Here is an 18,659-nt window from a genome sequence, read left to right on the forward strand (position 1 = left end):
GAGGGCGCCTGATGTGGGAGACCCTCGGGACGGTCCGAGACCTGGGCCGGCTGCAGCAGATCGCCTCGGTCCTCATCGGTTACGGCTTCGGCGACATGGTCCAGCGCATCGGCCTGTCCGGGGCGCTGGAGCGTGCCGGGCGCATCCTCCACTGGCGCGACCCGGAGGCGATGGCGCACATGCCGCCGCCGGTGCGGGTGCGTCGCGCGCTGGAGGAGCTGGGCCCGACCTTCGTCAAGCTTGGCCAGGTGCTGGCCACGCGCGTGGACCTGCTGCCGCCGGAGTGGATCAGCGAACTGGGCAAGTTGCAGAACGCGGTGCCGGCGGTGCCGTTCGAGCAGATCCGGCCGCAGCTGGTCGAGGACCTGGGCGCCGACCCGGCCAAGGTCTTCGCCCGCCTCGAGGAGAAGCCGCTGGCCGCCGCGTCGTTGGCGCAGGCGTACCGCGCCTGGCTGGACGACGGCACCTCGGTGGTGCTGAAGGTCCGCCGTCCGGGCATCCGCGACACGGTGGAGGCCGACCTGCGCCTGCTGGCGCGCGTGGCCGAGATCATCGAGGCCCGCGCCCCTGACCTGCGCCGCTACCGTCCCACCCAGGTCGTGCACGAGTTCGCCCTGTCGCTGCGGCGCGAGCTGGATTTCGCCACGGAGGGCCGCAACGCCGAGCGCATCGCCGCCAACTTCGCCGGCCATGACGGCATCGTGGTGCCGAAGGTCCACTGGCAGTGGACCAGCGAACGGCTCAACGTGCAGGACCTGCTGGATGGCATCCCGGGCACGGACCTGGAAGCGGTCGATGCCGCCGGCCTGGACCGCGCGGCGCTGGCCCGTACCGGCGCGGACATCGTGCTGAAGATGGTGCTGGAGGACGGCTTCTTCCACGCCGACCCGCACCCGGGGAACATCTTCTACATGCCGGGCGGCCGCATCGGCGTGATCGATTTCGGCATGGTCGGCCGCGTTTCCGACCAGCGCCGCTTCCAGATCGTGCAGCTGCTGCACGGCCTGGTGGCGCGCGAACCCGATGCGGTGGCCGAGGTGCTGATGGAGTGGACCGAGGGTACCGGCGAATTCGACGAATCGCGCCTGCACGCCGACATCGGCGCCTTCGTCGACCAGTACCGCGGGGTGCCGCTCAAGGACCTGCACATGGGCCTGATGCTGTCGGACGTCACCGCGATCCTGCGCGACCACGGCCTGAGCCTGCCGCCGGACCTGGCGCTGATGATCAAGGCCTTCCTCACCCTGGAAGGCATGGGCCGGCAGCTGGATCCGGACTTCGACATGGCCTCCGCCGCGCGGCCCTACCTGGAACGGGTACTGCTCAGGCGCTGGGCTCCGCGCGCGCTGCTCAGGCGCGGCCAGCGCGGCGTGCAGGATGCGCTGGAACTGGCCGGCGACATGCCGCGGGAGCTGCGGCGCCTGCTGCGCATGACCCGGCGCGGGCGCCTGCACATGCAGATGGAGGTCACATCGCTGAAGGCCTTCGGCGACCAGGTCGACCGCGCCGCCAACCGCCTGACGATGGGCGTGGTCACCGCGGCGCTGGTGATCGGTTCGTCGATCGTGATGCACAGCGCAGGCGGCGGGGTCCCCAGCCGCTGGCTGCTGGCGCTCGGGGCGCTGGGCTTCATCGGCGCCGCGCTGACCGGGATGTGGATCCTGCTGTCGATCTGGCGCAGCGGGAAAGGCTAGGCCGTAAGCCGGCGTCCATCGGTACCGCTCCACCGCGCGTGGCAGTCCGCGCGCGGCGGAGCGCAACGGCGGCTACTCCGCCGGGCGGTACTCGAGCAGGTCGCCCGGCTGGCATCCAAGCACCCGGCAGATCGCCTCCAGGGTGCCGAAGCGCACGCCTTTGACGTGGCCCTGCTTGAGCAGCGACAGGTTGGTCTCGCTGATGCCGATCGCGTCGGCAAGCTCCTTCGACTTCATCCCGCGCCGCGCCAGCATCACGTCCAGGTTGACCACGATCGGCATCAGACGATGCCCCGTGCGTCGTCCGCCGCCCGCACGGCCAGGCGCAGCAGGTGGGCGACGCTGTAGAGGCAGAGGCAGGCCACCAGGAAGTGGTAGGGATCGGTCGAGACCGTGATCCGGAGCTGCCAGGCGTCATGGCTGCTGCGGACCCAGGCCGCCATGCAGGCACCTGCCACGCTGAGCAGCAGCGACGCAGGCAGCGAGTGGGCCAGGCGCATGAACGCTGCCGCGACGGGCGCCGACAGCGCATCGCACCCGTGCAGTGCCTTGCCTACGCGGTGCACGGCAGCCAGCGGCAGGATGTACGCCAGCGTGCCCAGCACCAGCGCGAGCGCCAGCAGGCCGCGATCGCCGGCGCCCAGGCGGGTCGCCTCGTCCATGGGCAGGTCGAACAGCACCCAGTTGCCGAACGGCATCGCGCTTCCGCAAAACACCAGCAGGGCGAGGAACAGGCCGATGGCGGCGGCCGCCACGATGCCCAGCGAAGCCAGCGACATGAGGTGGTAACCGTGGCGGCGGATCTTCATTTCCGGGGTCATTGCTCTCTCCTTGAGCAGGGTGGGTTTATGTAAAACGTAAAGAAACCGGCGCCGGCGTCAAGCCTCCCTTGGGTTGCGCCGCCGGGGAATTAGCAGTATTACTACTAACCATGGACCTGACCGACACCCAGCAGGCGATCCTGAGGCTGATCGCCGAGCGCATCGAAGCCGAGGGCATGCCGCCCTCGCAGACCGAAATCGCGCGCGCCTTCGGCTTCAAGGGCGTACGTGCCGCCCAGTACCACCTGGAGGCGCTCGAGGCCGCCGGCGCGATCGAGCGGGTGCCGGGAAGGGCGCGCGGCATCCGGGTCAGGCAGTTGCCGCCGGCGCTGCAGCCGGAACTGGCCTTGCCGCCGGCCAATGACGACGCCCTGCGCCTGCCGGTGCTGGGGCGGGTGGCCGCCGGCATGCCGATCGGGGCCGACGTGCCGACCGACCTGGCCGAGAGCTTCCTGGTCCTGGACCGGGTGCTGTTTTCGCCCTCGCCGGACTACCTGCTGCGGGTGCAGGGGGACTCGATGCGCGACGAGGGCATCTTCGACGGCGACCTGATCGGCGTGCACCGCACCCGCGAGGCGCGCTCGGGCCAGATCGTGGTGGCGCGGGTGGACGAGGAGATCACGGTCAAGCTGCTGAAGATCGGCAAGGACCGCATCCGCCTGCTGCCGCGCAATCCCGATTACGCCCCGATCGAGGTCCTGCCGGACCAGGACTTCGCGATCGAGGGGCTTTATTGCGGCCTGGTCCGCCCCAACCGATGAGGCTGGCGGCGCCGGGGAGTCTTCCGACGGCGCCACGGGGAATCCGGCGATGGGAGCGCCAGGCGCGGGCCGCTAGCCTCCAGCCATGCCGTTCCGGAGCGTCGCAGCTTTTGCGACCACCCCCGGCCACACTACGCACACACACTCACTGACACCGAGGACACACCCAGATGGACGAGAACAAGAAGCGCGCCCTCGCGGCGGCCCTGAGCCAGATCGAGAAGCAGTTCGGCAAGGGTTCGGTCATGCGCATGGGCGACCGCGTGGTCGAGCCCGTCGAGGTCGTCCCGACCGGCTCGCTGATGCTGGACATCGCCCTGGGCATCGGCGGCCTGCCCAAGGGGCGCGTGGTCGAGATCTACGGCCCGGAATCCTCGGGCAAGACGACCCTGACCCTGCAGGCCATTGCCGAGTGCCAGAAGCAGGGCGGCACCGCCGCCTTCATCGACGCCGAGCACGCGCTGGATCCGATCTACGCCGCCAAGCTGGGCGTGAACGTGGACGACCTTCTGCTGTCGCAGCCGGATACCGGCGAACAGGCGCTGGAAATCGCCGACATGCTGGTGCGCTCCGGCTCGGTGGACATCCTGGTGGTCGACTCGGTCGCCGCGCTGACCCCGAAGGCGGAAATCGAGGGCGAGATGGGCGACCAGCTCCCCGGCCTGCAGGCGCGACTGATGAGCCAGGCGCTGCGCAAGCTGACCGGCAACATCAAGCGCTCCAACACCCTTGTGATTTTCATCAACCAGCTGCGCATGAAGATCGGCGTGATGATGCCGGGCCAGAGCCCGGAAACCACCACCGGCGGCAATGCGCTGAAGTTCTACGCCTCGGTGCGCCTGGACATCCGCCGCATCGGCTCGATCAAGAAGGGCGACGAGATCATCGGCAACCAGACCCGGATCAAGGTGGTCAAGAACAAGCTGGCGCCCCCGTTCAAGCAGGTCGTCACCGAGATCCTGTACGGCGAGGGCATCAGCCGCGAGGGCGAGCTGATCGACATGGGCGTGGATGCCAAGCTCGTGGAGAAGTCCGGCGCCTGGTACAGCTACGGCTCCGAGCGCATCGGCCAGGGCAAGGACAACGCCCGCCAGTACCTGCGCGAGAACCCCGAGGTCGCCGCGCGCCTGGAGGGCGAGCTGCGCGAGAAGTTCCAGCCGGCCGAGGCTGGCCGCGAAGAGGAAAGCGAGGACTGAGCAAGGTGTCTCTCCGCTTCCCGTCGGCGTGCTGTCAGTGACGCGCCGGCGGGGAGCGGTTCCTTCATCCAGGAGGGCCGGCGCCACGGATGGCGCAACCTGGAGACCGGCGACAACACGGCATGGCCAGCGATCCGCACTTCCTCGATTACGTAATGGAGCAGGCCGGGCTGGGCCAGGCCCTGGCTGCGCGCCGGATGTTCGGCGAGTACGGGCTCTATCTGGATGGCAGGTTCGTCGCGGTGGTCGCGGACAACCAGCTGTTCCTCAAGCCCACCGATGCGGCGCGGGAACTCCTGCCCACCATCGCCGAGGCGCCGCCGTATCCTGGCGCCAGGCCCTGGCTGCAGCTGGACGAGGCCCTGGACGACCCCGAACTGCTGCGGCGCCTGCTCAAGGCGACCGCGGTCGCACTGCCCCCGCCGGGAACCGCTTCCCGTGGCCGGTCCGCCCCCGGGAAGAGCAGGGCACAGGGGAGCAGCCCGGGCACGCGCGACCGTTCATGACGAGGCCCCGCAGGCCACTGGAATGACTGAAGAATCACCTCCCCGCCGCAAATCACGCACGCCGCAGACCCCCGTGCAGCGTGCGCTGGGCCTGCTGGTCCGGCGCGAGCACTCGCGCAAGGAGCTGACCCGCAAGCTGGCCGCCCGCGGCGTGGACGCCGAGGAGGCCACCTCGGCGGTCGAGCGGCTGGCCGGCGAGGGCTGGCAGGACGATGCGCGTTTCGCGGAGTTCCTGGTCCGTAGCCGGGCCAATGCCGGCTATGGGCCGCTGTATGTACGGGCCGAGCTGGGCACCCACGGGCTGGCCGGGGAGGTGGTCGCAGCCGCCATGGACGGGTTCGAGGGGGACTGGACCGGGATCGCCCGCGACCTGGTCCGCCGGCGCTTCGGTCCGGCGGGGCCGGCCGACCTGGCCCAGCGACGCAAGGCGGCCGACCTGCTGGCCCGCCGCGGATTCGACGGCGAGGCCATCCGTGCCGCCACCCGCTGGGATCCGGACGACTGAGACCGGCTGCCCGGTTCCGCCTCGCTCCGTCCGTGGCGCGATGGCCGGACAGCCCTGGTTTCGCCGGTGGGTGGCCCCGCTCTGATACCCTTTACCGGTTGATTTCCCGTCCGTCCGGGCGCGCCAGGCGCGTGCCGGCCGGACCCGTCCGCCAGCCGAAGCCAGATGACCCCCACCACCCCGTATACGACTGCGCGCATCCGCAGCGATTTCCTCGAGTTCTTCAAGGGCAAGGGCCACACCATCGTCCCGTCCGCGCCGCTGGTGCCGGGCAACGATCCGACCCTGCTGTTCACCAACTCGGGCATGGTCCAGTTCAAGGACGTGTTCCTGGGCGCGGAGAAGCGCAGCTACGTGCGCGCGGCCGACGTCCAGCGCTGCCTGCGCGCCGGCGGCAAGCACAACGACCTCGATTCGGTCGGCTACACCGCGCGCCACCACACCTTCTTCGAGATGCTGGGCAACTGGTCCTTCGGCGACTACTTCAAGAAGGAAGCCATCGCCTGGGCCTGGGAACTGCTGACCGGCGTGTGGAAGCTGCCGGCCGAGCGCCTGCTGGTGACGGTCTACCACACCGACGACGAGGCCTATGCGATCTGGCGCGACCAGATCGGCGTGCCGGAGTCGCGCATCGTCCGCATTGGCGACAACAAGGGCGCACCCTACGCCTCGGACAACTTCTGGCAGATGGCCGACACCGGCCCCTGCGGTCCGTGCACCGAGATCTTCTACGACCACGGCGAGCACATCGCCGGCGGCCCCCCGGGCTCGCCCGACGAGGATGGCGACCGCTTCATCGAGATCTGGAACCTGGTGTTCATGCAGTTCGACCGCCAGCCCGACGGCACCCTGGTGCCGCTGCCGGCGCCGTGCGTGGACACCGGCATGGGCCTGGAGCGCCTGGCGGCGATCCTGCAGCACGTGCACAGCAACTACGAGATCGACCTGTTCCAGGCGCTGATCCGCAAGGCCGCCGCGCTCACCGGCACCTCCGACCTGGAGAACAAGTCGCTGCGCGTGATCGCCGATCACATCCGCGCCAGTGCCTTCCTGATCGTCGACGGCGTGCTGCCGTCCAACGAGGGCCGCGGCTACGTCCTGCGCCGCATCATCCGTCGCGCCCTGCGCCACGGCTGGATGCTGGGCGTGCGCCAGCCGTTCTTCCACCAACTGGTGGAAGAACTGGTCACGCAGATGGGCGAGGCCTATCCGGAACTGCCGGCCGCGCGCGACACCGTCGAGCGTGCGCTGAAGGCCGAGGAGGAGCGCTTCGCCGAGACCCTCGATGCCGGCATGAAGATCTTCGAGGAAGTCGCGGCCCACGCCAGCGGCGCGGTGATCCCGGGTGGGGACGCGTTCCGCCTGTACGACACCTACGGTTTCCCGTTGGACCTGACCCAGGACATCGCGCGCGAGCGCGGCCTGACCGTGGACGTCGCCGGTTTCGAGGCCGCGATGGAGCAGCAGCGCGAGACCGCGCGCGCCGCCGGCAAGTTCGGTGGCGGCGTGCAGCTGCCGGCCGAGCTGGTCGCCACCCTGGAGCCGACCGTGTTCCTGGGCTATGACGCGCTGGAAGCCGACGGCCTGAAGATCGTGGCCCTGCTGCGCGACGGCCGCCCGGTCGACAGCGTTGCCGTGGGCGAGGAAGCGATCGTGCTGGTCGACCGCACCCCGTTCTACGCCGAGTCCGGCGGCCAGGTGGGCGACACCGGCGTGCTGGAGGGCGAGGGCGCGAAGCTGCAGGTCACCGACACCCAGAAGTTCGCTGGCCAGTTCCATGGCCACTTCGTGCGCGTGGTCGAGGGCGGACTGAAGACCGGCCAGTTCCTGCGTGGTGCCGTCGACGGCGATCGCCGACGCGCCATCGTGCTCAACCACTCGGCCACCCACCTGCTGCACGGCGCACTGCGTGGCCTGCTTGGCACCCACGTCGCGCAGAAGGGCTCGCTGGTCGCTCCCGACCGCCTGCGCTTCGACTTCTCGCACTTCCAGCCGGTGTCGGCCGAAGAGCTCGCGCAGATCGAGCGCATGGTCAACGCCGAAGCACGCGCCAACCACCCGGTGGTGATCCAGCAGATGGGCATCCAGGAAGCGCTGGACATGGGCGCGATGGCGCTGTTCGGCGAGAAGTACGGCGAGCGCGTGCGCGTGGTGAAGATGGGCGATTCGGTGGAGCTGTGCGGCGGTACCCACGTGGCCCGCACCGGCGATATCGGCCTGTTCAAGATCGTCTCCGAAGGCGGCGTGTCCGCCGGCGTGCGCCGCATCGAGGCGCTTACCGGCCAGGCCGCGCTGGAACATATCGCCAGCGAGGCGCGTTCGCTGGACGAGGCGGCCTCGCTGCTCGGCGGCAGCCGCGGCGACATCGTGGAGCGCGCGCGCGCCACGGCCGAGCGCATCCGCAAGCTGGAGCGCGAACTGGAGTCGATCAAGGCCAGGGCCGCCAGCAGCGCCGCGGCCGACCTGGCCGGTTCGGCGGTGGACGTGGGCGGCATCAAGGTGCTGGCCGCGCGCCTGGAAGGCATCGATGCCAAGGGGCTGCGCGAGGCGGTGGACCGCCTCAAGCAGCAGCTGGGCGACACCGTCGTGCTGCTCGCCGGTGCGCAGGGCGGCAAGGTCGCACTGGTTGCCGGCGTGAACGGAAGCGCAACGGGCCGCGTCAAGGCCGGCGAACTTCTGGCCCATGTCGCCGGTCGTATCGGAGGCAAGGGCGGCGGACGCCCGGATCTCGCCCAGGGTGGTGGCGAGGACGGGCCCGCCCTTGCGCCTGCCCTCGCTGATGTCCCGTCGTGGGTTGCCGAGAGGATCGGCGTCACGGTGGGTTAGCGCGTAGTTTGGCCGCGCGCTTGCCGGTCCGCGGGGTGGGCAGTACGATCCATCGACCCCGACGCTGCACACCGGATGCGCGCGGCTTCACCTGAAGCCTCGCGCCGGCACTGGAAAATAGGTCGGTGCCGGCGCCATGGAGAAAGACAATGTTGATTCTGACCCGCCGAGTAGGCGAGACCCTGATGATCGGCGATTCGATCACCGTCACCGTGCTCGGGGTCAAGGGTAACCAGGTGCGGATAGGTATCACCGCGCCCAAGGACGTGGCCGTGCACCGCGAGGAGATCTACCAGCGGATCCAGCGCGGCGAGGCCCCGGGCGAGGCCGACGGGAACGCTCCTGCGGAATAACGCAGGAAAGTGTTTGCCGGGCAGAGCCGCAGGCTGTATCCTTTCGCGGCCCGCAGCGCTGGTGCAGCGCCGCAGGGTTCAACGGAGTGATGCCCGAGAGGCCGAAGGGGCTCCCCTGCTAAGGGAGTATAGGGTCAAAAGCTCTATCGAGGGTTCGAATCCCTCTCACTCCGCCAGTTGCCAAAAAGCCCGCGACGCAAGCCGCGGGTTTTTTTATTTGTGTCCGCGCTGCCGACATGGGCTGGCGGACGGCTTCCGGCCGCAGGCGCATGCCGCCACGCAGTGGCAACGTCGCCATGTCCATGCATCGCCCGTGTGGAACACGCATCAACCCGGTATTGCCGTGGTCGCATCTGCGCCTTGCAGGATGTGCTGATCCCCCAGGGTTGGGCGCCAGCGATGGTGGGCGCTGGCTGCGGCCGGCCGGGCCGGGCGCCGAAGCCGCGTTGCTTCTGCTTCTCCCCGTCGGACGGATGGCATTGCCGCCCGCTGCGGAGGGCGGTGCGGGTGGGCAGCACCTTTCGCGTGGCGGATGCCGTTGCCGAGATGGGTGGGTGCGGAATGCCGCGCGTCCTGCGCACGATCGCCTGCCATACGGGCGCGTGACCTGGATCAGTGCCTGCCCTGCATGTGGCGTCGCGACGGATGCCTGCGCTGGCACCGCATTCGCGGTTCGCATGGACGGGCTGCGTTGCGCCTTGAGGGTGGCCTGTCGATGCGGTGTCCCGGGAGTGCGCTGCCGTGCCTGGATACGGCACGAAGATCGGGAATAAAAAAAAAACCGCCGACGGTGACGTCGACGGTCTCTGTAAAATGGCGCGCCCGGAGAGATTCGAACTCCCGACCGCCTGGTTCGTAGCCAGGTACTCTATCCAGCTGAGCTACGGGCGCGCTGCTGAGGAGCGAAATTATGCGGATGCGGGCCGGGGTCGTCAACACCTTCTTTACGATTCATCGAAAAATTTTTCGGCCAGCCTGGAAGCCACCGCTTCGGGGGCGCGCATCCAGCTGAAATGGTCGGCTCGGACCTGCAATGCCGACTGGTCCAGCACGGTGACGTGGGCGCGCGCGCGTGGCATGTGTGCCAGCAGCGCGTGCAGGGACGAGGTCGGGCCCAGCCAGTCGTCGGCCATTGCCACAGCCTGCACCGGCACTTCCAGTGCGGCCATGCCCGCTTCGAGGTCCAGCGAGGTGCCCGGTGCAGCATAGCGCCCGCTGCGGCCAACGGCGGCCCAGTCGGCGATCAGGCTGCGCGCCTCGGTGCCGCCGAAGCCAAGGCGCCGGCCGTGCAGTACGCCCTGGCGCTTTGCCAGCCACGGCAGGAAACGGTACGCCAGCGGCAACAGCCAGCGTCGCGGCGCAGGGAAGCTGCGCCAGTAGGGCGTGCCGCTGGCGACCAGGGCAAGGCCGGCGACGCGTTGCCGATGCTGTCCGGCCAGGCAGCAGGCCAGCTGTCCACCCAGGCTGTGGCCGCCCAGCCATAGCGGTGCATCGTCCGGCACCGCGTCCATGCTCACCGGCAGGTCGAGGCCAAGCAGCTCGGCGTAGCCCCAGTCGCGTTCGCGCGAGGGGCGCAACGAGCTGCTGCCGTTGCCGCGCCATTCGTGCAGATGCACGGCGATGCCATGCGCGGCCAGGTCATGCGCCAGCGGCAGGTAGTGGCGCGCGGCCACGCCCAGCGCCGGCAGCCACAGCAGGCGTGCGCGCGGCTGCGTGGGAGCAACACGGGCCAGCGTCCAGCGATGGCCGTCTGTGCTTGAAAGGAGCTGTTCCCCCGTCCTGGCCTGGCTCATCGACCGGGCAGGGTGGCGAAGTGGTCCAGCACCAGCACGTCGCCGCGCCCCGGGCGCGAGCCCGCACGCAGCGCCTCGTGCACGTAGTCGGTGGCGTGGCGGCATGCCTCACGCAGGGCCAGGCCGCGGGCGAGGTTGGCGGCCACCGCCGAGGCCAGGGTGCAGCCGGTGCCGTGGGCTTCACCCTGCAGGCGTGGATGCGCGGTGCGCTGTTCGCCATCGGCATCGACCAGGATGTCGACGACGTCGCCGCCGCCAGGCAGGTGCCCGCCCTTGAGCAGCACCGCGGCGGCGCCCAGCTCGCGCAGCGCATCGGCCGCCTGCGCCATCGCCTGCAGGTCCTCGATCTTCCGTCCGAGCAGCAGCTCGGCCTCGGGCAGGTTCGGCGTGATCACCGTGGCCAGCGGCAGCAGCCGCGTGCGCAGCGCATGCAGTGCGTCTTCCTCCAGCAGGCGCGCGCCGCTGGTGGCGACCATCACCGGATCCACCACCACGTGGCGCGGGCGGTGCCGCCCCAGCGGGCGGGCGACCGCCTCGATCACCGCGGCGCTGGCCAGCATGCCGAGCTTCACCGCCTCGATGCGGAAGTCGTCGAAGCAGGCGTCGATCTGCGCCTCGAGGAAATCCACCGGCGGCACGTGCACCGCGGTGACGCCGCGGGTGTGCTGGGCGGTGAGCGCAGCCAGCGCGGACAGGCCGTGCACGCCATGGGCTGCGAAGGTCTTGAGGTCGGCCTGGATGCCGGCGCCGCCGCCGGAATCGGAGCCGGCGATGGTCAGTGCGGAGATCACGGATGGGGTCTGCATGCGGCCATTGTGCCGTGCCGCGCGGGCAACGTGGACTAGCCGGGGGTGGCCACCAGGGAATGCGCCAGTTTGAGGGCGCGGTCGAAGTTCGAGGCCAGGTGCAGGCTGCCGTCCGAGCCGGCCAGCCCCATCTGCGCGATGACCCGGTTCGGCTGCTCCTGCAGCCCGGAAACGACCAGCACGATGCCTTCGCGGCGGCAGCGTTCGGCCAGCTTGCGCAGGGCATGCACCCCGCTGGCATCGATCACCGGCACCAGGCGCATGCGCAGGATCAACACCTTCGGCTTCTCGAAGAACTGGTCCAGCAGGCTGTCCAGGCGGTTGGACGCACCGAAGAACAGCGGCCCGCCGATCTGGTACGCCTCCACCCCGGGCGGCAGGCGCTGGCGCTGCTGCTCGTCGCGGGCGAGGGCGCCGGCCTGGTCGAGGTCGTCGTCGGTCGTGCGCACGCCGGAGCGGATCTCCACCGCCTCGGCCATGCGGTACATGAAGACCAGCGCGGCCACGACCACGCCGGCCTCGATCGCCACGGTCAGGTCGAAGAACACCGTCAGCACGAAGGTCAGCAGCAGCACGATGCGGTCGCCCCACGGCGCCGACAGGGTGGTGCGGAAGTGCTCGTACTCACTCATGTTCCAGGCCACCACCAGCAGCACCGCGGCCAGCGCCGCCAATGGCACGTAGCGCATGAGCGGCGCCAGCAGCAGCATGAACAGCAGCAGGTAACCGGCGTGCAACATGCCCGACACCGGGCTGCGCGCACCGGCGCGGACGTTGGTGGCGGTGCGGGCGAGGGCGCCGGTGGCCGGCAGTCCACCGAACAGCGCGGAGGCGGCGTTGGCCACGCCCTGCGCCACCAGCTCGCCGTTGGAGCGGTGGCGGCCGCCGGTCATGCCGTCGGCGACCACCGCCGACAGCAGCGATTCCACGCCGGCGAGGAAGGCGATGGTGAAGGCGCTGGGCAGCAGTTCGAAGGTGCGTTCGAACGGGATGTGCGGGAAGTCGAACGTCGGCAGTGCCGATGGCAGCTGGCCGAAGCGGCTGCCGATGGTGTCGGTGGGCAGGGCGAAGGCGGTGGTGGCGGCCGTGCACACCAGCAGTGCAATGAGGAAGCCCGGCCACTTCGGCTTCCAGTAGCGCAGGCCGACGATCACCCCCAGGCCGAGCGCGGTCATGGCGACGGTGGCCGGTTGGATGGTGGCGATGTGCCGGGCGTAGGCGGTCCAGCGCTCGACGAATTCCGCCGGGAGCTCTGCCATCTGCAGGCCCAGCGCGTCCTTGACCTGCGAGGAGAAGATGCTCACCGCGATGCCGGCGGTGAAGCCGGTGATCACCGGCTGCGGCATGTACTTCATCAGCGTGCCCAGGCGCAGCAGGCCGGCGGCGATGAGCATCAGTCCGGCCAGCAGGGTGCACAGGACCAGCCCGCCGTAGCCGAACTTCTGGATGACCACGAACACGACCGGGATGAAGGCCGCGGTGGGGCCTCCGATCTGCACCCGCGACCCGCCCAGGGCCGAGATCAGGAAGCCGGCGATGATGGCCGTATGCAGGCCTTTCTCGGGCGTGGCGCCGGAGGCGATCGCCAGGGCCATGGCCAGCGGCAGGGCGACGATGGCCACGGTCAGGCCGGCGATGGCGTCGGCGCGCAGGTGAGCGAGGGTGTAGCCCTCGCGCAGGGTGGTCCACAGCTTGGGTTCGAACTGCTGCAGGTAGGCGTGCAGCCGGGTGGCGTCCATTACCCCTCCCGTCGATGTTCCCGTTCCGGGGCGCCGCTGTCGTCGGGCAGGTTGCCTGGCAGTCGCAGCAGGCGCAATGCATGGTGCTTGTAGATGACGTAGCCGATGCCGGTGGCGCCGGTCAGTGCCGCCGGGATCGCCAATGCGTAGTAGCCGAAGGCGCGGAAGGTCCAGGTGCCGAGGATGCCACCGCACAGGAAGCCGCTGATGATCAGGCCGCTGAGGGCCAGGCGCCGCATCGGCATCGGCAGCCCGCGCAGCAGGTGGCCCAGGCCGATGCCAAGGTCGGTGAACATGCCCGACAGGTGGGTGGTCCGCACCACCGCGCCGCTGTAGGTGGTGACCATCGCGTTCTGCAGGCCGCAGGCCATCGCCGCGAGCAGGGCGCCATTGAGCTGCTGGCGCTGGAACAGCGGGATGGCCGCCAGCAGCAGCGCCGCCTCCAGCGCCAGGGCCACGCCATAGCGCCGACCCAGGCGCAGCGTGCTGTCCTGGATGATGAGGCCGCTGAGCACCGCGCCCAGGCTGAAGGCGATGAGCACCGCCCACAGGTGGCGCACGCTGCGCCAGTTGCCGTCGGCCAGGGCCGTGCCCAACTGGGTGGTGGTGCCGGTGACGTGGCTGACCGCCATGTGCTCGAAGCCCAGGAAGCCCACCGCGTTCACCATGCCGGCGATACCGGCGAGGGAGATCGCGCCGACCCAGACCCAGCGTGGCAGTCGCGTGTTCATGCGTTGCGGCGCGGCTCCCGGCGCATCAGGCGGGGTCCTTCAGGCGCACGCCGCGGCCGCGGCCGTGGCTGGGCTGGTCTTCGCCGATCAGCTCGACCCCGGCGGCGCTGAGTGCGCCGACGACCTTGGTGAGCGTGTCGACCACGCCGCGCACGGTGCCTTCGCTGGCCTCCATGCGCTGGATGGTGGGCAGGGAGACGCCGGCCAGCTCGGCCAGGCGGCGCTGGTCGATGCCAAGCAGGGCGCGGGCGGCCCGCATCTGGGCGGCAGTGATCATGGCCTGGATTGTCCTGCGTCATCCATGCCTGTTCAAGCCGGAGCCTTGCCAAGTGATGTTTCAAGCATCATCTGGCGGCCCGGTTCGGGTGCGAGCCGTGGTCGGTGCCGGGTTGCCGGCCCGCAGCCCGGCCCCTGGTCCGCGGGCCGTCCGCCACCGTGGCACGCGGGCGTTTGAGGGCATGTGCGCCGGTGTGCGCAAACATGCCGTCCCCCGACGGGAGGGTCGGGGAGGCTGCGGTCAAAGCACCTCGGAAGCGAAATCCGCCAGGCGCGAGCGTTCGCCGCGGCGCAGGGTGATGTGGGCGCTGTGCGGCCAGTTCTTGAAGCGGTCCACCGCGTAGGTCAGGCCCGAGGTGGTCTCGGTCAGGTACGGGGTGTCGATCTGCTCCACGTTGCCCAGGCAGACGATCTTGGTGCCGGGGCCGGCGCGGGTGATCAGGGTCTTCATCTGCTTGGGCGTGAGGTTCTGCGCCTCGTCCAGGATCAGGTAGCGCGAGAGGAAGGTGCGGCCGCGCATGAAGTTCATCGAGCGGATCTTGATCCGCGAGGCGAGCAGGTCGTTGGTCGCGGCCCGGCCCCAGGCGCCGCCTTCCTGGTTGTGGGTCAGCACTTCCAGGTTGTCGGTCAGCGCGCCCATCCACGGGGTCATCTTCTCCTCCTCGGTGCCAGGCAGGAAGCCGATGTCCTCGCCGACGCTGACCGTGGCGCGGGTCATGATGATCTCGCGGTAGCGCTGCTGGTCCATGGTCTGCGCCAGGCCCGCGGCCAGCGCCAGCAGGGTCTTGCCGGTGCCGGCGGTGCCGAGCAGGGTGACGAAGTCGATCTCCGGGTCCATCAGCGCGTTGAGCGCGAAGTTCTGCTCGCGGTTGCGCGCGGTGATGCCCCAGACCGCATGCTGGCCATGGCGGAAGTCGTCGACGATGGTGAGCACGGCGCGTCCGTCCTCGACCCTGGCCACGCGCAGCTCGACCTCGTCCTCGCCCGGCAGGTACAGGAACTGGTTGGGATACCAGTCCTCGTCCTCGCGCAGCTGCACTTCGTAGCTGGTGCGGCCGCGGTCGGACCAGGAGCGCAGGTCGGCCGAATGCCGCTTCCAGAAGTCCTCCGGCAGCTCGGTGGCGCCGGTGAACAGCAGGCTGAAGTCGTCCAGCGCGCGGTCGTTCTCGTAGTCCTCGGACACGATCCCGGCGATGGCCGCCTTGATCCGCAGGTTGATGTCCTTGGACACGAACACCACCGCGACTTCCGGCGGCGTGACTTCCTTCAGCGCCAGGATCGCGCCGAGGATGGCGTTGTCCGGGATCACCGCGCCGAAGCTCTTGCCCGCCTCGAAGTGGCTGGTCTGGAAGCGCAGCAGGCCGGCCGCGTGGCGGCCGCGCAGCTGCAGGCCGTTGGGCTGGCTCAGCGGCACGCCCCCGTCCAGCCGCTCCAGCCCGGCGCTTTCCACCAGGTCATTGAGGAATCGGCTGACCTGGCGCGCGTTGCGGCTGGCCTCCGACGTGCCCTTCTTGGCGTTGTCCAGCTCCTCGATGACCTGCATCGGCAGGTAGATGTCGTGCTCCTCGAACTTGAACAGCGCGGTGGGATCGTGCATCAGCACGTTGGTATCCAGCACGTAGATGCGCTTGCCTCGGGTCATCGTGGCTTCCTGGTGGGCGAGGGAACGGAACGGACGAGGACGGCATGGGCGCCGGGGCGGCCGGATGCCGGACAGGGGCGAGCCGTCGCGGCCTGCGGGGCAGGGCGACGGACCGCATGGAGGGATGGGTGGCTCACTTGCCGGTTTCGGCCTTCAGTGCGTCCAGCACCGCCTGGGCGTGGCCGGGGACCTTGACCCCGCGCCACTCCTGGACGATGCGGTGGTCGGGCGAGATGAGGAAGGTGCTGCGGACGACGCCCAGCACCTTGCGCCCGTACATGTTCTTCTCGTGGATCACGTCGAAGGCGCGGCACAGGGCCTCGTCGCCGTCGCTGACCAGCGGGAACTGGAAGCCCTGCTTCGCGCAGAAGTTGTCGTGCGAGTTAACCGAGTCGCGCGACACGCCCAGCACGTCCGCGCCCAGCTCCTGGAACTGTGGCAGCAGGGCGTTGAAGTCCAGGCCTTCGGTGGTGCAGCCGGGCGTGCTGTCCTTCGGGTAGAAGTACAGCACCAGCCAGCGGCTGGCGAAATCGGCGAGGGTGGCGCTGCGTCCGCCGGACAGGGCCAGCGGGAGCTTGAGGGTGGCGCGGTCGAGCTTGGCGGGTTTCATCGTGCCTGTTCGTGGCCTCAGAACTTCATCGGGTCCATGATGGCGTCGAGGTTCAGGTGGTCGCAGAACTCGAGGAAATCGTCGCGCAGGGCGGCGATGTGCATGTTCGCGGGCACGCCGATGGTCACCTGGGCGGAGAACATCTCCGCGCCGGTCTGCATGGCGCGGTAGCGGGTGCTCTGCAGGTTCTCGATGGTGATGCCCTGGCGGTCGAAGAAGTCCGCCAGCTGGAACAGGATGCCGGGCTTGTCGGCGGCGACCACTTCCACGATGTAGGGCAGCAGGTTGGACTGCACCTGCTTGGCGGCGGTGCGGTACCAGTTGAGCTTGAGCCCTTCCTCGCGCTCCAGCCGGCCGAGCATCGCCTCCAGCTTGGCCACCGCGTCCCACGAGCCTACCGCCAGTGCCGTCATCGAAACGTCGCGCCCGACGGTGGACAGCCGTGCATCGACCAGGTTGCAGCCGCTATCGGCGATCCGCCGCGTCACGGACAGCAGCGGCGACTCCGGATGCGTCGTATAGGCGTTGATCAGGAGGTGGTTTTCGTTCGGCGAAGGCCGTTGAGGGGTGTCGGTCAAGGAGGCTTCCGCGGGTCTTCTGCATGCTGGAAAGGCGCGTCCGGCGGGCGCGCCACCGGGGCAGCATACTTGCCCGTGCTTTCGCGCCGCAAGTATGATCGGGCCTCCTTCAGGCGGCCCGCGACGTGTGTTCGCGCCGCAGAATCCAGAGCGAAAACGGCTTGCACCCCACCGGCCTGATCACCGCGCTTGCCACCCCCTTCGACGGCGGCGGCGCAATCGACCTCGACGCCTGGCGCCGGCTGCTGCAGTGGCAGCTGGAAGCGGGCGCGCAGGGGCTCGTCGTCGCCGGTTCCACCGGCGAAGCCTCGATGCTCGACGACAGCGAGTACGACACCCTGCTGCGCGTGGCGGTGGAAACGGTCGCCGGCCGGGTGGACGTGATCGCCGGCACAGGCCTGTCCGGCACCGCCGCGACCATTGCCCGGACCCGGCGCGCCGCCGCCGCCGGCGTCGATGCGGCGCTGGTCGTCACGCCGCCCTACGTGCGCGCCACCCAGGCCGGCCTGCTGGCGCATTACCGCGCCGTGGCCGCCCAGGGCGGGCTGCCGGTCATCCTCTACAACGTGCCCGGACGCACCGCCTGCGACCTGCTGCCGGAGACGGTGGCGGAACTGGCCGCGCACGAGGACATCGTCGCGATCAAGGAGGCGGTGGCCGATCCGGCCCGCATCCAGGCCCTGGTGGCGCTGTCGGGCCCGCGTTTCACCGTGCTCAGCGGCGACGACGGCACGGCCGCGCGCTCGATGCTGGATGGCGCGCATGGCCTGGTTTCGGTCGGTTCCAACATCGCGCCGGCGGCCTACCGCAGGCTTTGCGACCTGGCCCGGGCCGGCAATGCCGCCGCGGCGATGGAATGGGACGCCCGCCTGGCGCCGCTGCACGCCTACTGCGGCGTGGAGCCCAACCCGATCCCGGTCAAGGCGCTGCTGCAGGCGGCCGGCTACGGCGCGGGGCTGCGGCTGCCGCTGACGCCGCTGTCTGAACCGCACCATGCCGAAGCCGCGCGCATGTCCGCGCTGGCGGCCGAACTCGAAGCACACTGCCGCGGCGAAACGCTCGCGGCCTGATCAGACACCTATCCGGAGAGCACTGCCGATGTCCCGTTCCTCACGTGTTGTGCGCATTTCCTCGGCCTTGCTGCTGGGCTTCACCGTGGTCGCGGCGCTGGGCGGCTGCAAGGCCTTCCGCAAGGGGCCGCGCGGCGACTACGCGCTGAGCCAGGAACAGCGTCCGCTGGAAGTCCCGCCGGACCTGACCCTGCCGGACACCTCCGGCGCGATGGCGGTGCCGTCGGTTTCCGGCGGCCGCGCGCCGCTGGCGGCCGCACCGGCGGACTCGCAGAGCGGGTTCACCGTGCCGGGGCAGCGCGACCAGGTGTTCGAGCGCGTCGGCACCGAGCTGGAGGCGATCGAGGGCCTGACCATTGCCAGCCGCGCGCAGCTGCTTGGTACCTATGACGTGGCCTACCGGGACGAGAGCTTCCTGGTGCGCGTGGCCGCGGTGCAGGGCGGCGTCTACGTGTCCGCCGTGGATCCGCGCGGCGTGGCCGCGACCGGCCCGGCCGCGGTCCAGGTCATCGCCTCGCTGCAGGCCGCGCTGGCCCGCTGAGGCCGCCATCCGGGGTGGCGCGCCGTCCGTGCGCGCCATGTCCCGGCCGGGCCGCTGGACCGCAAGTCGCGTCCATGCCTGGCCTCCGTCCCGCAGGGCCGGATCCGTTGCTTCTTCCGTAGTGTCGCGCCGGCAGCATGCGCGCCGCATGCGCCGTCGGGCGGGCATCAGGCCACGCCCCGGGCGCGCGGGCGCATGCCCGGCGCGGGCA

Annotated in this window: 19 protein-coding genes and 2 tRNA genes; 10 read left to right on the forward strand and 11 right to left on the reverse strand. The window is 70.0% G+C overall.

Going from position 1 to position 18,659, the window contains the following annotated elements; all coding sequences use genetic code 11:
• Positions 1–11 precede the first annotated feature (11 nt).
• The gene (gene ubiB / locus CSC68_RS01770; RefSeq protein WP_162201916.1) at positions 12–1,694 is read left to right on the forward strand and encodes a 2-polyprenylphenol 6-hydroxylase; all 1,683 of its coding nucleotides are present in this window, start codon (positions 12–14) and stop codon (positions 1,692–1,694) included.
• 72 nt (positions 1,695–1,766) lie between these two features.
• Here ubiB and CSC68_RS01775 read toward each other — a convergent pair whose 3' ends face one another.
• A complete protein-coding gene (locus tag CSC68_RS01775; RefSeq protein WP_162201787.1) occupies positions 1,767–1,976 on the reverse strand; it encodes a helix-turn-helix domain-containing protein in 210 nt (69 codons plus the stop codon).
• On the reverse strand, positions 1,976–2,515 hold the full coding sequence (locus CSC68_RS01780) for a hypothetical protein (protein WP_162201788.1): 540 nt from the start codon (positions 2,513–2,515) through the stop codon (positions 1,976–1,978). Before CSC68_RS01780 ends, CSC68_RS01775 begins: the two co-directional genes overlap by 1 nt.
• Positions 2,516–2,625: 110 nt before the next feature.
• Between CSC68_RS01780 and lexA the strand changes: the two genes are divergently transcribed.
• The 7 genes from lexA (at position 2,626) to CSC68_RS01815 (ending at position 8,838) form a co-directional block, all read left to right on the forward strand.
• Positions 2,626–3,276, forward strand: coding sequence for a transcriptional repressor LexA (gene lexA, locus CSC68_RS01785; RefSeq protein ID WP_162201789.1), 651 nt, complete (start codon positions 2,626–2,628; stop codon positions 3,274–3,276).
• A gap of 170 nt (positions 3,277–3,446) precedes the next feature.
• Positions 3,447–4,472, forward strand: a complete 1,026-nt coding sequence (recA, locus tag CSC68_RS01790) for a recombinase RecA (RefSeq protein ID WP_162201790.1) — start codon at positions 3,447–3,449, stop codon at positions 4,470–4,472.
• 122 nt (positions 4,473–4,594) lie between these two features.
• Positions 4,595–4,978: a TfoX/Sxy family protein gene (locus CSC68_RS01795; protein ID WP_162201791.1), complete on the forward strand. Its 384-nt coding sequence runs from the start codon at positions 4,595–4,597 to the stop codon at positions 4,976–4,978.
• Positions 4,979–5,000: 22 nt separating this feature from the next.
• On the forward strand, positions 5,001–5,483 hold the full coding sequence (recX, locus tag CSC68_RS01800; protein ID WP_162201792.1) for a recombination regulator RecX: 483 nt from the start codon (positions 5,001–5,003) through the stop codon (positions 5,481–5,483).
• Positions 5,484–5,648: 165 nt separating this feature from the next.
• Positions 5,649–8,309: an alanine--tRNA ligase gene (alaS, locus tag CSC68_RS01805; RefSeq protein ID WP_162201793.1), complete on the forward strand. Its 2,661-nt coding sequence runs from the start codon at positions 5,649–5,651 to the stop codon at positions 8,307–8,309.
• Between the two features lie 149 nt (positions 8,310–8,458).
• Complete coding sequence (gene csrA / locus CSC68_RS01810) at positions 8,459–8,662, forward strand: carbon storage regulator CsrA (RefSeq protein WP_162201794.1); 204 nt, start codon at positions 8,459–8,461, stop codon at positions 8,660–8,662.
• 83 nt (positions 8,663–8,745) lie between these two features.
• A tRNA-Ser gene (locus CSC68_RS01815) sits at positions 8,746–8,838 on the forward strand.
• Positions 8,839–9,476: 638 nt separating this feature from the next.
• Here CSC68_RS01815 and CSC68_RS01820 read toward each other — a convergent pair.
• The 9 genes from CSC68_RS01820 to CSC68_RS01860 form a co-directional block, all read right to left on the reverse strand.
• Positions 9,477–9,553, reverse strand: a tRNA-Arg gene (locus CSC68_RS01820).
• A gap of 53 nt (positions 9,554–9,606) precedes the next feature.
• Entirely contained in the window at positions 9,607–10,455 is an 849-nt protein-coding gene (locus CSC68_RS01825; protein ID WP_162201795.1) for an alpha/beta hydrolase family protein, read from the reverse strand.
• Positions 10,452–11,261 carry a bifunctional hydroxymethylpyrimidine kinase/phosphomethylpyrimidine kinase gene (thiD, locus tag CSC68_RS01830; RefSeq protein ID WP_162201796.1) on the reverse strand — a complete coding sequence of 270 codons (810 nt, stop codon included), beginning with the start codon at positions 11,259–11,261 and terminating at the stop codon, positions 10,452–10,454. The genes CSC68_RS01825 and thiD overlap by 4 nt, the downstream gene beginning before the upstream one ends.
• Before the next feature lie 35 nt (positions 11,262–11,296).
• Positions 11,297–13,000: a SulP family inorganic anion transporter gene (locus CSC68_RS01835; RefSeq protein WP_162201797.1), complete on the reverse strand. Its 1,704-nt coding sequence runs from the start codon at positions 12,998–13,000 to the stop codon at positions 11,297–11,299.
• A complete protein-coding gene (locus tag CSC68_RS01840) occupies positions 13,000–13,731 on the reverse strand; it encodes a YoaK family protein (RefSeq protein ID WP_162201798.1) in 732 nt (243 codons plus the stop codon). The genes CSC68_RS01835 and CSC68_RS01840 overlap by 1 nt, the downstream gene beginning before the upstream one ends.
• A gap of 25 nt (positions 13,732–13,756) precedes the next feature.
• Complete coding sequence (locus CSC68_RS01845) at positions 13,757–14,008, reverse strand: helix-turn-helix domain-containing protein (protein WP_162201799.1); 252 nt, start codon at positions 14,006–14,008, stop codon at positions 13,757–13,759.
• Between the two features lie 240 nt (positions 14,009–14,248).
• Complete coding sequence (locus CSC68_RS01850) at positions 14,249–15,649, reverse strand: PhoH family protein (RefSeq protein ID WP_162201800.1); 1,401 nt, start codon at positions 15,647–15,649, stop codon at positions 14,249–14,251.
• A 133-nt stretch (positions 15,650–15,782) separates the two neighbouring features.
• Positions 15,783–16,259, reverse strand: a complete 477-nt coding sequence (locus CSC68_RS01855; protein ID WP_162201801.1) for a peroxiredoxin — start codon at positions 16,257–16,259, stop codon at positions 15,783–15,785.
• Positions 16,260–16,276: 17 nt separating this feature from the next.
• Positions 16,277–16,837 carry a glycine cleavage system transcriptional repressor gene (locus CSC68_RS01860; RefSeq protein WP_162201802.1) on the reverse strand — a complete coding sequence of 187 codons (561 nt, stop codon included), beginning with the start codon at positions 16,835–16,837 and terminating at the stop codon, positions 16,277–16,279.
• A 161-nt stretch (positions 16,838–16,998) separates the two neighbouring features.
• Between CSC68_RS01860 and dapA the strand changes: the two genes are divergently transcribed.
• Together dapA and CSC68_RS01870 are read left to right on the forward strand one after the other, a co-directional pair.
• The gene (gene dapA, locus CSC68_RS01865; RefSeq protein WP_162201803.1) at positions 16,999–17,907 is read left to right on the forward strand and encodes a 4-hydroxy-tetrahydrodipicolinate synthase; all 909 of its coding nucleotides are present in this window, start codon (positions 16,999–17,001) and stop codon (positions 17,905–17,907) included.
• A gap of 28 nt (positions 17,908–17,935) precedes the next feature.
• Positions 17,936–18,448, forward strand: coding sequence for a hypothetical protein (locus CSC68_RS01870; protein ID WP_162201804.1), 513 nt, complete (start codon positions 17,936–17,938; stop codon positions 18,446–18,448).
• Positions 18,449–18,659 lie beyond the last annotated feature (211 nt).

The organism is Pseudoxanthomonas suwonensis, assembly GCF_010093235.1.
In the GTDB taxonomy this organism is placed as follows: Bacteria; Pseudomonadota; Gammaproteobacteria; order Xanthomonadales; family Xanthomonadaceae; genus Pseudoxanthomonas; species Pseudoxanthomonas suwonensis.

Excerpts from the sequence above, each read along its gene's own strand:
- ubiB (WP_162201916.1), top strand. The coding sequence starts at position 12 with ATGTGGGAGACCCTCGGGACGGTCCGAGACCTGGGCCGGCTGCAGCAG.
- CSC68_RS01775 (WP_162201787.1), bottom strand. The coding sequence starts at position 1,976 with ATGCCGATCGTGGTCAACCTGGACGTGATGCTGGCGCGGCGCGGGATG.
- CSC68_RS01780 (WP_162201788.1), bottom strand. The coding sequence starts at position 2,515 with ATGACCCCGGAAATGAAGATCCGCCGCCACGGTTACCACCTCATGTCG.
- lexA (WP_162201789.1), top strand. The coding sequence starts at position 2,626 with ATGGACCTGACCGACACCCAGCAGGCGATCCTGAGGCTGATCGCCGAG.
- recA (WP_162201790.1), top strand. The coding sequence starts at position 3,447 with ATGGACGAGAACAAGAAGCGCGCCCTCGCGGCGGCCCTGAGCCAGATC.
- CSC68_RS01795 (WP_162201791.1), top strand. The coding sequence starts at position 4,595 with ATGGCCAGCGATCCGCACTTCCTCGATTACGTAATGGAGCAGGCCGGG.
- recX (WP_162201792.1), top strand. The coding sequence starts at position 5,001 with ATGACTGAAGAATCACCTCCCCGCCGCAAATCACGCACGCCGCAGACC.
- alaS (WP_162201793.1), top strand. The coding sequence starts at position 5,649 with ATGACCCCCACCACCCCGTATACGACTGCGCGCATCCGCAGCGATTTC.
- csrA (WP_162201794.1), top strand. The coding sequence starts at position 8,459 with ATGTTGATTCTGACCCGCCGAGTAGGCGAGACCCTGATGATCGGCGAT.
- CSC68_RS01825 (WP_162201795.1), bottom strand. The coding sequence starts at position 10,455 with ATGAGCCAGGCCAGGACGGGGGAACAGCTCCTTTCAAGCACAGACGGC.
- thiD (WP_162201796.1), bottom strand. The coding sequence starts at position 11,261 with ATGCAGACCCCATCCGTGATCTCCGCACTGACCATCGCCGGCTCCGAT.
- CSC68_RS01835 (WP_162201797.1), bottom strand. The coding sequence starts at position 13,000 with ATGGACGCCACCCGGCTGCACGCCTACCTGCAGCAGTTCGAACCCAAG.
- CSC68_RS01840 (WP_162201798.1), bottom strand. The coding sequence starts at position 13,731 with ATGAACACGCGACTGCCACGCTGGGTCTGGGTCGGCGCGATCTCCCTC.
- CSC68_RS01845 (WP_162201799.1), bottom strand. The coding sequence starts at position 14,008 with ATGATCACTGCCGCCCAGATGCGGGCCGCCCGCGCCCTGCTTGGCATC.
- CSC68_RS01850 (WP_162201800.1), bottom strand. The coding sequence starts at position 15,649 with ATGACCCGAGGCAAGCGCATCTACGTGCTGGATACCAACGTGCTGATG.
- CSC68_RS01855 (WP_162201801.1), bottom strand. The coding sequence starts at position 16,259 with ATGAAACCCGCCAAGCTCGACCGCGCCACCCTCAAGCTCCCGCTGGCC.
- CSC68_RS01870 (WP_162201804.1), top strand. The coding sequence starts at position 17,936 with ATGTCCCGTTCCTCACGTGTTGTGCGCATTTCCTCGGCCTTGCTGCTG.